This is a genomic window from Chitinophaga sp. (assembly GCF_035538455.1).
Classification (GTDB): domain Bacteria; phylum Bacteroidota; class Bacteroidia; order Chitinophagales; family Chitinophagaceae; genus Chitinophaga.
In genome coordinates, this window is the sequence record NZ_DATLKJ010000075.1 from 15272 (window position 1) to 34078 (window position 18807).

The following is an 18807-nucleotide window of genomic DNA, read 5'->3' on the forward strand; positions in this document are numbered from 1 at the left end:
TAAAAATAAAATTAAATTAACGTTCTTTGTGCCGTTAATAACAAAGTAGTTACGTAGACCGGTGAACATTAGCTGGATTACCAGCCATCAATGCTTGCAAAAAAAAGTGTGACCAATTTATTTTTGTATCTGATATTAACCCAATCATCAAGGAATCTGTTCCGGTATCTAATCATTCCCTGAAAGATGCGTTAATATTTTATTTCCGGATACATCTGATGAATAGGCCCTCACGATCTCTCCGCCGTGTCTCAACTATCCGGAATAAGTTCAGCAGCCCGATAAAAAAACATGAAGCATGGAAGACATGAATAAAATAGTGTACGTTGTAGATGATGATGAGATATTTCATTTCATTATCAGAAAAATGCTGGAAACGCAGGGCAATAATCTGGTGATTAACTCCTTCCTTTGTGCGGAAGAAGCGCTGGAGCAGCTTTCCATGAAACCGCAACCCACACTGCCTTCCCTGATTATCCTCGACATGAACATGCAGCGCATGAATGGATGGGATTTTATTGAGGCTTACAGAGGGCTTAAAACTTCCTTTAAGAACACGATTCCTATCATCATGTGCTCTTCCTCCGTTGATTTACGCGACATGCAAAAAGTACAGCACACCCCCGAACTGATGGCGTATATCACCAAACCATTGGATAAAAATAAAATGAAGGTGATAGAAGAATATTTATAGAAATCAGTTTTAAGATAAAAAGAAAATGGTTCGTATAACATATACGAACCATTTTCTTTTTATCTTAAAACTGATTTCTATTAGGCTAAAACAGCATTGCCGTACATTTCTTCACGAAGCGCTTTCACGCGATCATCTGCCAGGTATTCATCGAAGGTCATCAGTCTGTCGATGATGCCTTTAGGCGTAATCTCGATGATACGGTTAGCTACAGACTGCATGAAAGTATGGTCATGTGTCGTGAACAGTACGATGCCCTTATAGTTGATCATGCTTTCGTTGAAAGATTGGATTGACTCGAGGTCCAGGTGGTTGGTAGGCTCATCGAGAATCAGGACGTTAGGGTCTTGCAACATCATACGGCTGATCATGCAACGCACTTTCTCACCTCCACTCAGTACAGTGGTTTTCTTCATGATCTCATCACCGGCGAAAAGCATTTTACCCAGGAAGCCACGGAGAAACGGCTCGTCTACGTCTGTAACGTGAGCCGGTACATACTGGCGCAGCCAGTCCATGAGGTTCACATCTTTATTGGCGAAGTATTCTGAGTTATCGTTGGGCAGGTATGCGTTGGTAACGGTAGTACCCCATTCCAGTTTACCGCCATCAGCTTTTACTTCATCATTGATCACCTGGAAGAAAGTGGTGAGCGCGAGATGGTCTTTGGAGAGGAAAGCAACCTTATCGCCTTTATTTATTGAGAAAGTAACGTCTGTAAATAATTTACGGCCTTCCACTATTTTTTCCAGTTTCTCAACGTTCAGAATCTGGTTACCTACTTCACGCTGCTGCTTGAAGATAATACCAGGATACTTACGGTTAGATGGCTGAATATCTTCGATAACCAGTTTCTCGAGGGCTTTCTTACGGGAAGTCGCCTGCTTACTTTTAGAAGCGTTGGCGCTGAATCGCGCAATAAAGTCCATGAGGTCTTTACGCTTCTCTTCCATTTTCTTGTTCTTATCAGCGATCTGACGGGCCATCAACTGTGAAGACTCATACCAGAAGGAGTAGTTACCACTGAAGATCTGGATCTTGGCACGATCAACGTCTGCTACGTGGGTACATACCGCATCGAGGAAGTGACGGTCATGCGATACAACGATCACAATATTTTCGTAATCGGCCAGGAAGTTTTCCAGCCAGCCGATAGTTTCCACGTCAAGGTCGTTCGTAGGCTCATCCAGTAGCAGAATATCAGGATTACCGAACAGTGCCTGTGCCAGCAGCACGCGCACTTTCATATTACCTGGCATATCCTTCATCAACACGCTGTGCATATCTTCTTTCACACCGAGGTCACCCAGGAGCACGCCTGCATCACTTTCTGCAGTGTAGCCACCCATCTCGCCGTACTCAGCTTCCAGTTCTCCTGCACGGATACCGTCTTCTTCTGTGAAATCCTCTTTGGCATAGATGGTATCTCTTTCATGAGCTATTTCCCACAGCTTCTTGTTGCCCATCAATACTGCATTCAGTACCGTAACTTCATCAAATTCAAAGTGGTTCTGTTTCAGTACGCTCATACGCTCGCCGGGAGTGATTTCCACGGTGCCTTTGTTCGGCTCAATCTCGCCGGACAAAATTTTCAGGAAGGTAGATTTACCCGCTCCATTAGCCCCAATCACACCATAACAGTTCCCTTTTGTGAAATTGAGGTTTACTTCGTCAAACAATACTCTCTTACCGAAAGAGAGCGTTACGTTTTTAACACTGATCATGCTGGCCTGTTTTGTAAATTTTGAAGGTGCAAAGGTACAAATACTATGTTGGCTTTCCAAGTTAAAGCAGAATCCTTAAAGGGGTTTTAACACTTGTCTCAATCATCTCCCGATGAAACATTTAAATATCTTACTATTTCTTTATTTAACGTGGCAACAAAAAGGTTATCAGCCAATTAAACCGGTTTCTGCCTGAACACTGTAATTGGTTCTGTACGTATCTTTAACGCACAAAAAATATCAGCTCATGACAGATTACAACCAGGTGTTTGAAAACAACAGGAAATGGGTGGCCGCCAAAACGGCTACTGACACGACCTTTTTCGAAAAAATGGCCGACACGCAGCACCCCGACTACCTGTACATCGGCTGCAGCGACAGTCGCGTGCCTACCAACGACATTATGGGACTGGATGCCGGTGAAGTATTTGTGCACCGCAATATTGCCAATCTGGTGCCCAATACAGATCTCAATGTAATGGCTGTGATCAACTATGCCGTTGTGCATCTGGAAGTAAAGCATATCATCGTCTGCGGCCACTACAACTGCGGTGGCGTAAAGGCTGCTATGCAGCCCAAAGACCTGGGCCTGCTCAATCCATGGCTGCGGAATATCCGCGATGTGTACCGCCTGCATATGGACGAGCTCAATGCCATCCAGGATGAACATGAGCGCTACAACAGGCTGGTAGAGCTGAATACACAGGAGCAATGCATCAATGTTATTAAAACGGCCGCCGTACAGAAAGCATACCTGCAAAGAGGCTATCCTACAGTTCACGGTTGGGTGTATGACCTGAATAACGGTATGCTGAAAGATCTGAAGATCGACTTTGAAGGCATCCTGCATGAAATACAGAAAATCTACGACCTTACCGGTTCCGGCGCCCTGATGAAAAAAGATATCGAACAATAAAAAATTCAGATACAATGGGACCAATAGGTGTTTTTGATTCCGGCTACGGCGGGCTGACCGTGCTGAAAGAAATCATTGCCGAGCTTCCGCAATACGACTACGTCTACCTTGGAGATAATGCACGTGCACCCTATGGCAACCGCAGCTTCGATACCATACACGCCTACACGCTGGAATGTGTACAGAAGCTGTTCGACATGGGCTGCCCTTTAGTAGTGCTTGCCTGCAATACAGCTTCATCGAAAGCGCTGCGCACCATCCAGCAGAAAGATCTGCCACGGATAGCTCCCGACAGACGCGTATTGGGTGTGATACGCCCCACCACCGAAATGGTCGGCACTATCACCCAGACCGGCGAAGTAGGCATCCTGGCCACCAGCGGCACAGTGGCATCTGAGTCGTACCCGGTGGAGATAAAGAAGTTCTTCCCACACGTACAGACCTATCAGCTGGCCTGCCCCATGTGGGTACCACTGGTTGAAAACGACGAACACGAAGGAGCCGGCGCTGATTACTTTGTGCAGGAATACCTCGGCAAGATCCTCTCTCAGTCGGACAGTATTGACACACTGGTACTGGGCTGCACCCATTATCCGCTGCTGATGAAAAAAATCAGGCAATACCTGCCCGGTGGCATCACTGTATTGGCGCAAGGCAAGATCGTAGCTCACAGCCTGAAAGATTATCTCAGACGTCATCCTGAAATGGAAACCAGGCTTGGTAAAGACGGGACACAACGCTTTTATACCACTGATGACCCGGCTATATTCGACCGGATGGCCGAAATCTTTTTCGGAAAAGCAGTAACATCTGAAAAGTTGAAACTGGATTGATTCTAACAAGCATAAAAAGCATCGGCCCGGAGATCTTCCGGGCCGATGCTTTTTATGGTAATAGCTGAAGTATTATTTCCCTTCCAGCTTCAGGAGGAATGCATAGTTGAGTGCTATATCTTTCAATGCTGCAAAACGGCCAGATGCACCGCCGTGGCCGGTTTCCATATCGGTATGTAGCAACAGCAGGTTATGATCCGTTTTCAGTTCGCGGAGTTTTGCCACCCACTTCGCTGGCTCCCAGTATTGCACCTGTGAGTCGTGAAGACCAGTGGTAACAAGCAGATTGGGATAAGCTTTTGCAGTAACATTATCGTAAGGTGAATAGGATTTCATGTAATCATAAGAATCCTTGTTCTTGGGATTTCCCCATTCATCAAATTCACCGGTTGTTAGCGGAATACTTTCATCCAGCATAGTCGTCACTACATCCACGAAAGGCACCTGTGCAATTACACCATGAAACAGTTCAGGACGCATATTGATAATGGCGCCCATCAGCAGCCCGCCGGCGCTGCCGCCCTGTGCATAGAGATGCTCCCTGCTGGTATAATTGTTCTTTACAAGATAGTCTGCGCAATCGACGAAATCCGTAAAGGTATTCTTCTTCTTAAACATCTTCCCGTCTTCATACCACTGGCGACCCATCTCCTGCCCTCCACGTATATGCGCAATTGCAAATGCAAAACCACGATCCAGCAGGCTTAACCTGTTTGAGCTGAAATCAGCTTCAATAGAATGACCATAAGAACCGTATCCATACAACAACAGCGGACTTTTCCCATTCTTACTGAATGTCTTTTTATATACGATAGACACCGGTACTTTCGTTCCGTCACTAACGGTAACGTACACACGTTCTGAAACATAATCCTTTGGTTCGTAACCTCCCAGCACTTCCTGCTGCCGTTTCAGCTCCTGCTTGCCCGTTTCCATATTATAATCATATACAGAATTAGGCGTGATCAGCGAAGTATAATGGTAACGCAGTTCTTTGCTGTCCATTTCCGGATTCACACCAACATAGGCTGCATAAGCCGGCTCCGCGAAAGGCAGATATTTATCTGTATTCGTTTTGTTATTGATGATCCGAAGCTGTGTCAGTCCGCTCTTTCTTTCAGACAGCACCATGAAGTCTTTGAACATTTCAAGCCCTTCCAGTAATACGTCACTGCGGTTAGGGATCAGCTCTTTCCAGTTCTCTCTGCCTGTTTTGCCAACAGCAGTTTCCATCAGCCTGAAATTGAGAGCTTTCCAGTTGGTAACGATATAGAACTTATCATCACGATGGTCTACATCATACAGCATTTCCTTTTCGCGCGGGTGGAAAACCTGGAAGGCGCCATCCGGCTTGGAAGCATCGATGATGCGGCATTCGGAAGACAATGTACTGCTGCTGTTGATAACGATATACTTGTTTGACTTGGTTTTGTATACGCTCACATTGTAGGTATCATCTTTTTCGTGGAATACCTCTTTATCCTCCGCAGTACCGAGGGTATGGCGCATAATCCTGTCCGCGCGCAGCGTAACAGTATCCTTCCGGCTATAGAACAACGTTTTGTTATCATTGCCCCAGGTAGAAGCAGCTGTTGTTTCGTGTATCACATCCGGCAGCAGCTGACCTGTTTCCAGGTTTTTGATATGTATAGTGTAACGGCGGCGGCTTACGGTATCAATACCATAAGCCAGCAGCCTGGTATCCGGGCTTACGCTCATTGCTCCAACCTGACAATAGGCGTGACCTGCTGCCAGCTCATTCACATTGAGTATTATCTGTTCATCCGCTTCCAGGCTACCTTTCTTCCTGCAATGCACCGGGTATTCCTTGCCTTTCTCGTAACGTGTATAATAGTAATACCCGTTTTTCAGATAAGGTACGCTCATATCAGTTTCCTTGATGCGGCCCTTCATTTCCTCGAATAACTTCTCTCTCAGTTTACTTTCAGGCGCCATCGTTGTGTCCAGGTAAGCGTTTTCAGCACGAAGCCACGACAGTACTTTAGGGTTCTCCCTTTCATTCATCCAGTAATAGTTGTCGATGCGGGTGTCCCCGTGGATAGTGAGTTCTTTTGGTATCTTCTCCGCGACAGGCGGTTTTACATTTTCCTGTTCCTTCATAGTTCCTTTTTTTTCTTGACATGCTACCAACACTATTCCCAGCAATAAGTATTTACCCGGAAAGCCTTTTAACATAGGTGTAAGTGTTTTATGATTTATTAAATTTAAAGGATTTCGCGCAAAGGACTACGATTTGTTTGATTATTCTGATGAAGAAGAATAAAAGCGAATGACCTGACTTAACAAGCCAGGTCATTCGCTTTATCTTCACTTACCACATCATCAAACAACTCACAGTATCCGCATTTTAACCGGATCCCAGTTAATCAGTTTCTTTGTGAAATAGCTTTCATTGGTAGCCAGGGCTGGACCGGCAGCACGTAGGCCAAATGTAGCATCTTCTACTACGGGCTTGCCTGTACGCATCGACTCAAAGAAATTCCGGAAGTGATCCAGTCTGTCGTCATAGCCATGTGGGGCAGCAAATGCAGAAGAGGTTTCGACTGCATTGCCGTTATTGCTACCGTATTTACTGTTGTATTGCTGCACAAACTTTTCCTGTTCAGCTTTTGTAAAAGTGTTATAGGTATCCCAACCTCCATAACCGGGTGCTTCAGGTAGTTTGTGCTTTTTGATGCGGAAATCGTTCCAACCCAGTTCCAGTACTCCTTCTGTTCCTATGAGTCGTGTGTATTCACCACCACCGCTACCGTCTGCAAAATTAACGCGCAGGGTCATCTGGAATGCGGGATGTTCCTTTGTTTCAGGGTAATCAAAGATCGCCACTACTACATCCGGAACATCGCGGCCATCCTTCCATTGCACCAGGTTACCGCTGGCGTAGATGCGTTCAGGACCCAGGGAGCCGGTGATAAAGTGAAGGCCGGAGATAAGGTGCACGAAGAGATCTCCGGGAATACCGGTACCATATGCACGATAGTTACGCCAGCGAAAGAAACGCACGGGATCAAAAGGTACTTTGGCGGTGTCTTTCAGGAATGCGTCGAAGTCGATGGTTTTAGGAGAAGCGTCAGCAGGAATGGAATACTGCCATGCGCCGAGCGCACTATGACGGTCCATACGTGCCTCCACCACATTGAGACGGCCTATCTCCCCTGCCTGGTAACGCCTGCGCGCCTCGGCCAGTGCCACACTGCTCACACGCTGGCTGCCTACCTGGAATACTGCTTTGGTACGTTGTTGTGCAGCTATCACCTTATGACCTTCCTCAATCTGCTGTACCATTGGCTTCTCACAATATACCGCCTTGCCGCTTTCCATGGCTGCAATAGAGATGGTATCATGCCAGTGATCAGGAGTAGCCACGATGACGGCGTCGATATCTTTGCGGTTAAGCAGCTCGCGGTAATCACGTGTAGTGAAAACATTGCGGCCGTATACATCTTTTACGCGGCCCAGGTGCCCATCATACAGATCGGCTGCTGCCACCAGTTCCACACCAGGCACCTTCAACGCCGTATCCACATCGCCAAAACCCATAATACCCATACCGATGCCGGCTATACGAATTTTATCATTGGGGGAATATTTCTTTTCCGGCTGCAGGATATGCACCTCCTCCCTGTCGCCACCCATTGCTGCCAGGCGTCCCATTCCCAGCAGCGCAGCGGTGCCGCCGAGATGCCTGATAAACTTTCTACGAGATTGATCTGACATAACTGAAATTTTAAAATTCAGACATGATAATAAAAAAAACAGGAAGGAGATAGCAGGAATTTATAAGCGGTAAATCACATCTTCCTGACATATTCGAAAAATATACTCCTTTTTTAATAAAAAGTTAATAGAAACTTCATGATTACTTCATAAAACCTTAACGGCCTCAATAGTACTATAGTGGCTGAAGAGCGGTTATTTCGCGTGCAAATGCACTGCTTTATGAAACTACTTTTACCTATGTTCCTCCTGGTCATGCTGGCAACCGGCGTATATGCGCAAACCGGTAACAGCATCCGTGGAGTTATTACTGACAAACAAAGCGGCCAGCCACTGGTAGGCGCCGCCGTAAAGCTCAAAGGAGCAGACCGCACATTAACAGGTACCACCGGCCTTGATGGCAGCTTCCTTTTCCGCCATATTCCTGCAGGCGATTATGAAATCAAAGTAAAAGATCTCGGCCATCATGAAACAGAACAGCATCTGCATCTCCAGGACGGACAACCACAAACGTTGACCATCACACTCGAATCAAAGGACGTATCGCTGAAAACACATACCGTAAAAGGTAAAGGTGACAAGAGCAGTGAAAAGAACGCGCTGAAAACCGTACAGCAGGCTGATATGGTGATGAATGCCGTTTCTGCACACGCTATACAGGTCTCTCCTGATATTACCATCGCCAATGTAATGCAGCGCGTGTCTGGCGTTTCGCTGGAACGCAGCAACAACGGGGACGGACAGTATGCTATCATCCGCGGTATGGATAAAAGATACCAGTACACACTGATTAATGGTATCAAGATACCAAGCCCGGACAACAAGAACAGGTATGTACCGCTGGATATTTTTCCTGCGGATCTCGTAGACAGACTGGAAGTATATAAAGCACTTACCCCCAACATGGAAGGCGATGCCATTGGAGGCGCCACCAACATGGTGATGAAGGATGCACCGGAGCGCTTTGTACTAAATGCCAACGCGGCTATCGGATACGCGCAAACACTTTTCAACAACGACTTCACCAGCTTCAGCCGCAGCGGCTCCGCGAAAACATCGCCCCGTATACGCAACGGCAACAACTATGAAGCCACTGCGAACGACTTTACCAAAAACCCGCTGCACTATACTACCAAAAAAGCACCGTTGTCCAGCATCTTCGGCATCAGCATCGGTGGCCGCAGCAAAGATAAAAAACTAGGTGCCATCGCAGGTATCAGCTACCAGAATACTTACCGCTACAACACCAGCCTCTTCCTCCAAACAGAAGTAGACAGGCGTAACAACCAAACCGCCTTTACTGGCGCCAAAAACAGGGAATACGCTATTCAGCAGCAACGTACCGGGTTACACGGAAAACTGGATTATCAGTTCAATGATGATCAACACATCTCCCTGTATGCTGCATACATGAACCTCGGTCAGAACCTCTTCCGTTTCAGTAGCGACACCAGCCTGGAATTAGGCCGTACCGTACCCGGATCAGGAAGGATCAGCAACAACTACCGAAGTGAAAGGTCCGTGCAACAGATCTCCAACTTCACCTTACAGGGTGAACACAAACTGGCTTCACACCTGCATATGAACTGGTCTGCCGTATACTCCAAAGCCGTAGCCAATGTGCCGGACCGTACAGAACTGAACCTGACTACAGGCGTTACACCGCAGAAAGACAACTCACTGAAACAGGAACCTTCTCTCCTGGATGCGCTTAACGGCGTTACCCATGAGTGGGCACGTAATACAGATGAAGACAAAAGTGGTTATCTTAATTTCGTATATACGCCAAAGTTATTCGGCATAAAAACGGAAATATCCGCTGGTGGTATGTATCGTCATAAACAGCGCAGAAGCGATTATGACCAGTACAACCTCCGCCCGGATTCTTCTACACAGGTTTTCTTCAATGATATTGATCAACATGGCCTCACTCCTTTCAACAGACTGGGTACCAAAGACGATGCACTCAACTATAACTTCACGGAAAAAACAGGCGCTTACTATGCGCAGGTGAAATTCCAGGTAGGCAGGCTCCAAACCCTCGCTGGTGTACGCGTAGAGCATACCAGGTCTGAATGGCTGTCTGACGTGGATCAGAGCGTAGAAGGAAAATCCGGCAGCGTGAAATATACAGACGTACTGCCGGGTGTTCATTTCAAATACATGCCCGATAGCAAAAGGAATATACGCTTGTCTTACTACTCCGCAATCAGCAGACCAGGCTTCTATGAGATGGTACCACACTTCGGCGGAGACCCGGAACAGGACTACCGGGAAGTAGGCAATCCATATCTGAAAAGAGCCACTTCTGATAACTTCGACCTGCGTTATGAATACTTCCCCAAAGCACTGAACGAGCTGCTGGTAGGCGTTTTCTACAAACGTATCAAAGATCCTATTGAATCGGCACTGGTACAGACAGGCAGAAACATCTTCCTCATGAGCGGCAACTTTGGTACCGCCACCAACTACGGACTGGAAGTAGAAGCTGCGAAGTATATCCGCAAATTTGGTGTACGCATTAATTACACCTTCACCAATTCCTCTATTACCAGCAATAAAGTACTGTGGCAGCGCAGTGATAACGGTGATGTAGTTCCGCAGACTGTGAGTCAGAAACGTCCGCTGCAGGGTCAGTCACAGCACATCGGCAATTTCTCCCTGTTATACAAAGACACCAGGAGCGCTTTCGATGCGCAACTGGCGCTGGTTTACACCGGCGAGCGCATTGAGATCATTTCTCCATTCGTGGATAATGATATCTGGCAGAAGGGATTTGTTCAGCTGGATTTCTCTACAGAAAAAAGAATCTGGAGAAATCTCTTCGCATACGCCAAAGTGGGTAACCTGCTGAACACACCATATGAACTGTTCATCAAACGCCCCAACACTAAAGACAATGCGACCGGTGTGCCCAACCAGGAAGCAGGCAAGAATGCTGCTATACGCAAAAACACCTATGGTCAGACATATCTTCTCGGTCTTCGTTTCAAACTCTAAAACATCCGCATCATGAAATTCAATCTTCATATACTCGCTGCACTCAGTACAGGTATTATATTTTCTTCCTGTCATAAAGAAGCAGAAACACTCATTTCAAAACCAGTGATAACGCCGAGTAAGCCTATCACCTCCGATACCCTGTCAGGCAGCATACAAGGTACCTTGCTGGCAGGCAAGACATATTATTTTGCAACAGACATCACCATCAATGATGGCGATACGCTTACACTCCAAAGCGGGGTGAAACTGATTGCACTGGGCGATGGCAGCAGTCAGCTGAAAAGCCCACAAATCACAGTGAATGGCAGCCTGGTTAGTCTTGGCACCAAAGAAGCGCCTAACTACATCACCGTTTCACCGGAACTGCGGAAGCCAGACAACGCCTTCAAAGGCATCTGGGGCGGTATACAGTGCACACCTGCAAAAGGCAAAGCCGGCGGAAACCTCATACTGAAATGGACGCATGTAGAATTTGCAGGCGGACCGGTAGCCGTAGGTAACGACATTTATAAAGCAGGGGATCCACGCTATATGATCTATTTCGCCAACGTGGATAAAAACTTTATCCTGGAAGACAGTTGGATCACAGGTAGTAAAGATGATGCCATTCGTGTGGATGGCGGCAGAATCAGCGTAATGCGCAACACCTTCGAAATGTGTGGAGAAAAAGGTGGTGAAGCACTGAACATAAAATCAGGCTCTATAGGAGACGTAGCTTATAACGTAGCTATTGGCGCCGCTACCAATGCATTCAAGGTGTCTAACTCCGGCGATAAAACCGTACAGGCAAATGTGTATGTTTATAACAACACGATGGTGAACTGCGGTTTCCGCCAGACCAAGGAAGGCCGCGGCGGTGGTATCAACTTTGAGGCGCTGGCGAAAGGCAAAGCCTTCAATAATCTCTTCATCAATTGTCGCGTAAGCATGCGCGTTGTTGGTGGAGCAGGTACCGGCGCCGACCTCGAAAACCTCAGTTATGGTAATAACCTATACTACGGCAACGCATCAACGCTGTTCAGTCAGTTCAATGCAACTGACGGTGTGTCAACATTCCAGCCCGGTGATATCCACGGGAACATCAAGGAAAACAATCCGCTGTTCTATAGTTACGATATTGACCAGTTCGACTACACAACACTGGGTGGCACTATAAAAGCGCCCGCTATAACATGGAAGCAGCAGCCGCTCGCGTTACTGCAGCAAGGCACTTCCAACTTCCGTATTAAAACCAATTCTCCCGGCGCCGGAAAAGGAGGTACCAGTTTCGCTCCCATGAATCCGACCACGGTGAGAAATGAAGCTGCTGCTGATGTGAAAGCTCCCGGTAAAGATATAGGCGCCTATCAGCTGGATGGAAGTGGTAACCAGCATTAACAGACCTGTCAGAAAAAACGTAACTTAAAAGCAGACCGATTGTTAAACATCGACATGAAAAATAAACAAGCCCTGACAATATGCTTACTGGCAGCTGGTTTCAGCGCCTGTCAGCCCAAACATAAAAAGGCGCCTGCCGCAGTTGCTGCCAATGCGGTAAAGCCGGTTGTGGTAACAGCCCAGACACAATACGACAGCGACGATCCTGCCATCTGGATTAATAAAACAGACAGTTCCAAAAGCCTGATAGTAGGCACAGACAAGAACACAGACGGTGCTTTGTACGTGTATGATCTTGATGGAAAGATTGTGAAGAAGATCGGCGGCCTGAAAAGACCCAACAATGTGGATATCGCTTATGGTTTGATGTTGAATGGCGCTCCCGTTGACATTGCAGTAGTCACCGAAAGAGAAACCAACAAGCTCCGTATTTACCGGCTGCCTGATATGACATCTATTGACAATGGTGGTATAGATGTTTTTTCGGGAGAAGAAGAACGCGGACCTATGGGTATCAGCCTGTACACCCGCCCTTCCGATAACGCCATTTTTGCCATTGTAAGCCGCAAATCTGGTCCGGCAAACGGTTACCTCTGGCAATATCTCCTCACAGGCAATGAGCAGGGAATAGTAACGGGAACGGTAGTACGAAAGTTTGGTGCTTACAGTGGTAAAAAAGAAATTGAGAGTGTTGCCGTTGACAATGAATTAGGATATGTATACTACTCTGATGAACAAACCGGCGTTCGCAAGTATTATGCAGACCCGCTAAAAGGCAATGCAGAACTGGCTCTCTTCGGTCAGGGCGATTTCAAAGCTGATAATGAAGGCATCAGCATCTATAAAACCAGTGACAGTGCCGGCTACATTCTCGTCTCCGATCAGGATGCCAATAGTTTCAATGTGTACAAACGGGAAGATGCCAAACCTGTATTACTGAAGAGAATTCCGGTAACCGCGGTAAACAGTGATGGCTCAGACGTAGTAAATGTAAACCTGGGGCCTAAATACCCTAAGGGTTTGTTTGTAGTAATGAGCACAGACAAAACGTTTCATTATTATGATGTGCGTGATATTTTTGATTGATTTTCCCGATGAGCGGATCATTGTCTGAACTGTGATTTTTTTGATTAGTGTGATTGTTCTGATGAGCGAAGATTATAAAAGAACATAAAAGAGAAGACCTATTTAGCACTATGCCGAATAGGTCTTCTCTTTTTATACTCGATTTTCTTCTTAATCTTCGCGGTATTCTTCTTCTTAATCTTCGCTCATCAGAACAATCACACTAATCAAAAAAATCACAGTTCAGACAATGATCCGCTCATCAGAAAAATCAAATCAATCACCAGAATTACAGTTATTTTTCTACGGTGAGGCCGGCGCCGATGAATTCTCTGTTGAGGCGTGCGATGTTTGTCAGTGAGATTTCCTTAGGGCATTCAGCTTCGCAGGCGCCGGTGTTTGTGCAGCTTCCAAAACCTTCTTTGTCCATCTGAGCAACCATATTGAGGGCGCGTGATTTTCTTTCAGGATGACCTTGCGGCAGCAATGAGAGCTGTGAAACTTTCGCAGACACGAAGAGCATAGCGGAAGAGTTTTTGCAGGCAGCTACGCAGGCCCCGCAACCGATACAGGCTGCTGCTGCGAAAGCCAGATCTGCTTTCACTTTATCCACAGGCAGGCAGTTGGCATCCTGTGCATTACCCGTGTTTACGGAGATGTAACCACCGGCTTCGATAATGCGGTCAAATGCGCTTCTATCTACAGTGAGGTCCTTTAATACCGGGAAAGCGCCTGCTCTCCAGGGTTCTACCGTGATCGTATCACCGTCTTTGAATGCGCGCATGTGCAGCTGGCAGGTAGTAGTACCATCCCAGGGACCGTGAGCACGGCCGTTGATATGCATAGAGCACATACCACAGATACCTTCGCGGCAATCGTGGTCAAATGCAATTGGTTCTTTTCCTTCGTTGATCAGTTGTTCATTCAGCACGTCAAACATTTCCAGAAACGACATTTCAGAAGAAATATCTTTCACCTGGAAAGATTCAAAACCACCCTGGTCATTTTTGTTTTTCTGCCTCCACACTTTCAATGTGAGGTTCATGTTATAATGTTCCATAATTCCTGGATAATTACTTGATTTATAATTCCTGGCCGATCGTTACACAATCAACCAATACCCTTATTTGTAGCTACGTTGTGTTGGTTTACATTCTTCAAATACCAGTGGCTCTTTGTGCAGTTCATACTGGTCGTTGCCTTTGTATTCCCAGGCAGCCACATAACTGAAGTTTTCGTCGTCGCGTTTTGCTTCGCCGTCTTCTGTCTGAGACTCTTCACGGAAGTGGCCTCCGCAGGATTCACGGCGTTGCAGGGCGTCCATACACATCAGTTCACCCAGTTCGAGGAAATCGGCAACACGGCCGGCTTTCTCCAGTTCGGGATTGAACTCGTTAGCAATGCCCGGAACACGTACATTTTTCCAGAATTCAGCGCGCAGCGCTTTGATCTCTTCAATAGCTTCTTTCAGACCCTGCTCGTTACGTGCCATACCGCACTTATCCCACATGATCTTACCGAGTTTTTTATGGAAGTGATCTACTGATTTTGTTCCTTTGATGGACATCATTTTGTTGATAGTGTCCTGTACAGCTTTCTCTGCTTCAACAAAGGCAGGATGATCGGTAGGGATGGCTTTTGTGCGAATTTCATCAGCCAGGTAATTACCGATAGTGTAAGGAATAACGAAGTAACCATCAGCCAGGCCCTGCATGAGTGCGGAAGCACCGAGGCGGTTTGCACCGTGATCAGAGAAGTTGGCTTCGCCGAGTGAATACAGACCAGGAACTGTTGTCATCAGCTCATAATCTACCCACAGGCCGCCCATTGTATAGTGTACTGCAGGATAGATACGCATTGGTGTCTCATATGGGTTCTCGCCGGTGATCTTGGCGTACATATCAAACAGGTTACCGTATTTTTCTGCTACTACTTCTTTACCGAGTTTAATAACTTCCTCTTTGGAAGGATGCTGCATCTGACGTTTGTTGGCTTCAATGTTACCATAACGCTCGATAGCTGCAGCGAAATCGAGGAATACCGCCTGTTTGGAGGTACCTACGCCATAGCCGGCATCGCATCTTTCTTTCGCTGCACGGGAAGCCACGTCACGGGGAACGAGGTTACCGAATGCAGGATACCTTCTTTCCAGGTAATAATCCCTCTCGTCTTCAGGAATATCGCTGGCTTTGCGGGTATCATCCTTTTTCTTGGGAACCCAGATACGGCCGTCGTTACGCAGTGATTCAGACATGAGCGTCAGTTTCGACTGGTGATCGCCGGATACCGGGATACAGGTTGGGTGGATCTGTGTGAAGCAAGGATTTGCAAAGTAAGCACCCTGTTTGGTTGCTTTCCATGCAGCCGTAACGTTGGAACCCATCGCATTGGTAGACAGGAAGAAAACGTTACCGTAACCACCGCTGCAGATCAGTACAGCATGGCCGAAGTGGCGTTCCAGTTCGCCTGTAACCAGATCACGGGCGATGATACCACGCGCCTTGCCGTCTATTTTAACGATGTCCAGCATTTCATGACGACTGTACATCTTCACATTACCGAGTGCTACCTGGCGCTCCAGTGCAGAGTATGCGCCGAGCAAAAGCTGCTGGCCTGTTTGTCCGGCAGCGTAGAAGGTACGCTGTACCTGTGTACCACCGAAAGAACGGTTGCTCAGCAAACCACCATATTCACGGGCAAAGGGAACACCCTGTGCCACACATTGGTCAATAATATTACCACTCACTTCAGCCAGACGGTGTACGTTAGCTTCACGTGCGCGGTAGTCGCCACCTTTCACAGTATCATAAAACAAACGGAAAACAGAGTCACCATCGTTCTGATAGTTCTTGGCAGCATTGATACCACCCTGTGCAGCAATACTATGTGCACGGCGCGGGCTATCCTGAAAGCAGAATGCTTTTACTTTATATCCTAATTCTCCCAGCGACGCAGCTGCTGAAGCGCCGGCCAGACCAGTACCGATCACGATCACTTCCAGGCTGCGTTTGTTGGCAGGGTTCACCAGTTTACAATGTCCTTTATAATCTTCCCATTTATTGCTTAATGGTCCGACAGGAATTTTTGCGTTCAACATATATCCTTACTTTACAGAATTATTTGAAATAGATTACAACCGGAATGATGGCAAAACCAACTGGAATGGCTATTCCGAAGACCCATACACCAATAAAGTTGATTAACCCGTTGTATTTTTTGTGATTTAAACCAAAGGTCTGGAAGGCACTTTTAAAGCCATGGATCAGGTGGAATGAAAGTCCGATCATGCCGATTACATACAATACAACCAGCCAGCCTTGCTTGAAAGTTTCCTGCGATACCAGGTAAAGATCTTTAAATGGTTTTTCTGCACCGGCATAGGAGTGAACGGGCATCTCACCATAGTGGAACTTGGCCCAGAAGTTGGCCAGGTGTATAACAATAAAGATAAGCAGAATGCTTCCCATGATAGCCATCTGACGGCTGAACCAGGAAGATGTCTGATTACCGGGGCTCACCGCGTACTTTACAGGACGGGCTGCTCTGTTCCGGAAAGTAAGCTGGAGCGCAATGATAGCATGCAGCAATATCACCACTTTCAGCCCCCAGGCAATGAACTGAATCAGGCTGTTATGGCCCATGAACTCAGCGTACTTGTTAAACGCCTCCCCTTCATCGTTATAAAGCAGCTGGAAGTTACCCGCCAGGTGCACTATAACAAAACTGCAAAGGAACAAACCGGTAGCACCTACCAATAACTTCTTACCGATAGAGGTGTTAAAGAACTGTGACCACTTCATAAGTAAAATTCTAAGCTTCCTAGTATAAAAGATGATTGAAATGTCGCGCAAATTTAGCGCAGGAAAAATAAAAACCAAATGATATTTATCAGGTTTTACAGCTATGCAGGGTAAACACAGAATCACAATTAACTGAAAATCAATTCTTCACACATAGCTTTTTTCAGTTTGGAATGAAAATTCTGAAAATATTTTTTATCCGGTCATTCCAAAAGCTTCAACATGATGTTGTCTATTTTATTATACAAATGCAGGGGCTGATATGTTCGCCAGTTATTATCGTCCATCAGGTGAACATAATTACTGAGGTGAGCCCTCTCAAATTCCTGACGGGTCTGCGGAGGCATATTAAGGCAGGCAATCCACCCACCTTCATCTTTAATATCCTCCCACCATTCTTCATAATAACAATCATCTGAAGAATGAAAGTTCATAACGTTTTCGGCAATGAGGATATATTTATAGACTCCCTGGGATATAAGCAGGTCTATAATCTCCCGCTTCAGGGTCATGATGTCGTTGTCGATAGCATCATTCCATTCACCCAGCAATTCTATAATCACAAAACTATACTGGTAATCAGCATAGAGAATCTTCAGGTACAGGTTACGTGATCCGAAATCATCCCACTGAGGGTGCACGTAATAATTATAGACGGTATTGGAAAATTCAAACTCACTGTACTCCCGGCCATAGAAGGGCGACAGCTCATCTTCTTCGGCTGTATACAGATGTCTCCAGTTATAATATGGCTCTATATCATGCATGGTTATTTTATCGCTGCGAATTAATGATATCTGTTGTTGTCACTGTAAAGTTCGGAGGAAATCATGCTTTCGCAAAATCATCTACCGCTTTTTTTACACTACCTGCTTTTAACAACAACTGCTGCGCCTGTTCGTAATCTGTAATAGACAACTTCTCCATCAGCATCTTTACCCCACGATCTACCAGCTTTTCATTACTGAGCTGCATATTTACCATTTTATTATCTTCCACTCTGCCCAGTTGTATCATCACAGCTGTGGAGATCATATTCAGCACCAGCTTCTGTGCGGTGCCACTCTTCATGCGTGTGCTGCCGGTCACAAACTCAGGGCCTACCACCACTTCCACAGGATAATCCGCTGCCGCAGATACCGGTGAATCAGGATTACAGCTGATACTACCAGTAATGATACCATTGCTGCGGCATTTATCCAGCGCGCCAATCACATATGGTGTAGTACCACTGGCGGCAATGCCCACTACTACGTCTTTATCGGAGATATTGAATTCCTGCAAGTCTTTCCATCCCTGCTCGCGGTCATCCTCTGCAAACTCAACAGCTTTACGGATAGCGGTATCTCCGCCGGCAATGATGCCTATCACCAGACCATGAGGTACGCCAAATGTAGGTGGGCACTCAGATGCATCTACAATGCCTAACCGGCCGCTGGTACCGGCTCCCAGGTAAAACAAACGGCCACCGGCCAACATCTTGTCTGCAATGGCGGATACCAGCTTCTCAATCTGCGGTATAGCCTTCTCCACTGCCAGTGGAACTGACCGGTCTTCTCTATTAATATTCGTCAGCAGTTCCTGCACAGTCATCTTTTCAAGGTGACGATATTGGGAAGCCTGTTCAGTTACTTTTACAAATGTCATATTTCTTCTG

Annotated in this window: 14 protein-coding genes; 6 read left to right on the forward strand and 8 right to left on the reverse strand. The window is 46.5% G+C overall.

Annotated features, from left to right (window positions below; translation table 11 throughout):
• The first annotated feature begins 298 nt into the window (after positions 1–298).
• Positions 299–694, forward strand: a complete 396-nt coding sequence (locus VM802_RS08520) for a response regulator (protein WP_325529407.1) — start codon at positions 299–301, stop codon at positions 692–694.
• A gap of 80 nt (positions 695–774) precedes the next feature.
• On the opposite strand, the gene VM802_RS08525 is transcribed toward VM802_RS08520, so the two are convergent.
• Positions 775–2418, reverse strand: a complete 1644-nt coding sequence (locus VM802_RS08525) for an ABC-F family ATP-binding cassette domain-containing protein (protein WP_325529408.1) — start codon at positions 2416–2418, stop codon at positions 775–777.
• A gap of 247 nt (positions 2419–2665) precedes the next feature.
• On the opposite strand from VM802_RS08525, the gene VM802_RS08530 reads away from it, so the two are divergent.
• Together VM802_RS08530 and murI are read left to right on the forward strand one after the other, a co-directional pair.
• Entirely contained in the window at positions 2666–3334 is a 669-nt protein-coding gene (locus tag VM802_RS08530) for a carbonic anhydrase (RefSeq protein WP_325529409.1), read from the forward strand.
• A gap of 14 nt (positions 3335–3348) precedes the next feature.
• A complete protein-coding gene (gene murI / locus VM802_RS08535; protein WP_325529410.1) occupies positions 3349–4167 on the forward strand; it encodes a glutamate racemase in 819 nt (272 codons plus the stop codon).
• Between the two features lie 72 nt (positions 4168–4239).
• Here the strand turns inward: murI and VM802_RS08540 are convergent, their stop codons facing one another.
• Both VM802_RS08540 and VM802_RS08545 read right to left on the reverse strand, forming a co-directional pair.
• Positions 4240–6288, reverse strand: a complete 2049-nt coding sequence (locus tag VM802_RS08540) for a S9 family peptidase (RefSeq protein WP_325529411.1) — start codon at positions 6286–6288, stop codon at positions 4240–4242.
• Between the two features lie 231 nt (positions 6289–6519).
• On the reverse strand, positions 6520–7905 hold the full coding sequence (locus tag VM802_RS08545; protein ID WP_325529412.1) for a Gfo/Idh/MocA family protein: 1386 nt from the start codon (positions 7903–7905) through the stop codon (positions 6520–6522).
• 222 nt (positions 7906–8127) lie between these two features.
• Here VM802_RS08545 and VM802_RS08550 point away from each other — a divergent pair, with 222 nt between their 5' ends.
• The 3 genes from VM802_RS08550 to VM802_RS08560 are packed head-to-tail and all read left to right on the forward strand — an operon-like array spanning position 8128 to position 13371.
• Positions 8128–10905, forward strand: a complete 2778-nt coding sequence (locus VM802_RS08550) for a TonB-dependent receptor (RefSeq protein WP_325529413.1) — start codon at positions 8128–8130, stop codon at positions 10903–10905.
• A 12-nt stretch (positions 10906–10917) separates the two neighbouring features.
• Positions 10918–12285: a hypothetical protein gene (locus VM802_RS08555; RefSeq protein ID WP_325529414.1), complete on the forward strand. Its 1368-nt coding sequence runs from the start codon at positions 10918–10920 to the stop codon at positions 12283–12285.
• Positions 12286–12339: 54 nt separating this feature from the next.
• Complete coding sequence (locus VM802_RS08560; RefSeq protein WP_325529415.1) at positions 12340–13371, forward strand: phytase; 1032 nt, start codon at positions 12340–12342, stop codon at positions 13369–13371.
• 274 nt (positions 13372–13645) lie between these two features.
• Here VM802_RS08560 and VM802_RS08565 read toward each other — a convergent pair whose 3' ends face one another.
• From VM802_RS08565 to murQ, 5 genes are all read right to left on the reverse strand, one after another.
• Positions 13646–14410 (reverse strand): succinate dehydrogenase/fumarate reductase iron-sulfur subunit, encoded by a 765-nt coding sequence (locus VM802_RS08565; protein ID WP_325529416.1) that lies wholly within the window; start codon positions 14408–14410, stop codon positions 13646–13648.
• Between the two features lie 63 nt (positions 14411–14473).
• Complete coding sequence (locus VM802_RS08570) at positions 14474–16447, reverse strand: fumarate reductase/succinate dehydrogenase flavoprotein subunit (protein ID WP_325529417.1); 1974 nt, start codon at positions 16445–16447, stop codon at positions 14474–14476.
• A gap of 19 nt (positions 16448–16466) precedes the next feature.
• Positions 16467–17150 carry a succinate dehydrogenase cytochrome b subunit gene (locus tag VM802_RS08575; RefSeq protein ID WP_325529418.1) on the reverse strand — a complete coding sequence of 228 codons (684 nt, stop codon included), beginning with the start codon at positions 17148–17150 and terminating at the stop codon, positions 16467–16469.
• A gap of 203 nt (positions 17151–17353) precedes the next feature.
• On the reverse strand, positions 17354–17917 hold the full coding sequence (locus VM802_RS08580) for a hypothetical protein (RefSeq protein ID WP_325529419.1): 564 nt from the start codon (positions 17915–17917) through the stop codon (positions 17354–17356).
• Between the two features lie 61 nt (positions 17918–17978).
• Positions 17979–18797 (reverse strand): N-acetylmuramic acid 6-phosphate etherase, encoded by an 819-nt coding sequence (gene murQ / locus VM802_RS08585; protein ID WP_325529420.1) that lies wholly within the window; start codon positions 18795–18797, stop codon positions 17979–17981.
• Between the last annotated feature and the right edge of the window lie 10 nt (positions 18798–18807).

What these genes read in the sequence shown, in the direction of transcription:
- VM802_RS08550 (WP_325529413.1), top strand. Translation starts at nt 8,128, where the DNA reads ATGAAACTACTTTTACCTATGTTCCTCCTGGTCATGCTGGCAACCGGC.
- VM802_RS08575 (WP_325529418.1), bottom strand. Translation starts at nt 17,150, where the DNA reads ATGAAGTGGTCACAGTTCTTTAACACCTCTATCGGTAAGAAGTTATTG.
- murQ (WP_325529420.1), bottom strand. Translation starts at nt 18,797, where the DNA reads ATGACATTTGTAAAAGTAACTGAACAGGCTTCCCAATATCGTCACCTT.
- VM802_RS08560 (WP_325529415.1), top strand. Translation starts at nt 12,340, where the DNA reads ATGAAAAATAAACAAGCCCTGACAATATGCTTACTGGCAGCTGGTTTC.
- VM802_RS08540 (WP_325529411.1), bottom strand. Translation starts at nt 6,288, where the DNA reads ATGAAGGAACAGGAAAATGTAAAACCGCCTGTCGCGGAGAAGATACCA.
- VM802_RS08530 (WP_325529409.1), top strand. Translation starts at nt 2,666, where the DNA reads ATGACAGATTACAACCAGGTGTTTGAAAACAACAGGAAATGGGTGGCC.
- VM802_RS08555 (WP_325529414.1), top strand. Translation starts at nt 10,918, where the DNA reads ATGAAATTCAATCTTCATATACTCGCTGCACTCAGTACAGGTATTATA.
- VM802_RS08545 (WP_325529412.1), bottom strand. Translation starts at nt 7,905, where the DNA reads ATGTCAGATCAATCTCGTAGAAAGTTTATCAGGCATCTCGGCGGCACC.
- VM802_RS08525 (WP_325529408.1), bottom strand. Translation starts at nt 2,418, where the DNA reads ATGATCAGTGTTAAAAACGTAACGCTCTCTTTCGGTAAGAGAGTATTG.
- VM802_RS08580 (WP_325529419.1), bottom strand. Translation starts at nt 17,917, where the DNA reads ATGCATGATATAGAGCCATATTATAACTGGAGACATCTGTATACAGCC.
- VM802_RS08520 (WP_325529407.1), top strand. Translation starts at nt 299, where the DNA reads ATGGAAGACATGAATAAAATAGTGTACGTTGTAGATGATGATGAGATA.
- VM802_RS08565 (WP_325529416.1), bottom strand. Translation starts at nt 14,410, where the DNA reads ATGGAACATTATAACATGAACCTCACATTGAAAGTGTGGAGGCAGAAA.
- murI (WP_325529410.1), top strand. Translation starts at nt 3,349, where the DNA reads ATGGGACCAATAGGTGTTTTTGATTCCGGCTACGGCGGGCTGACCGTG.
- VM802_RS08570 (WP_325529417.1), bottom strand. Translation starts at nt 16,447, where the DNA reads ATGTTGAACGCAAAAATTCCTGTCGGACCATTAAGCAATAAATGGGAA.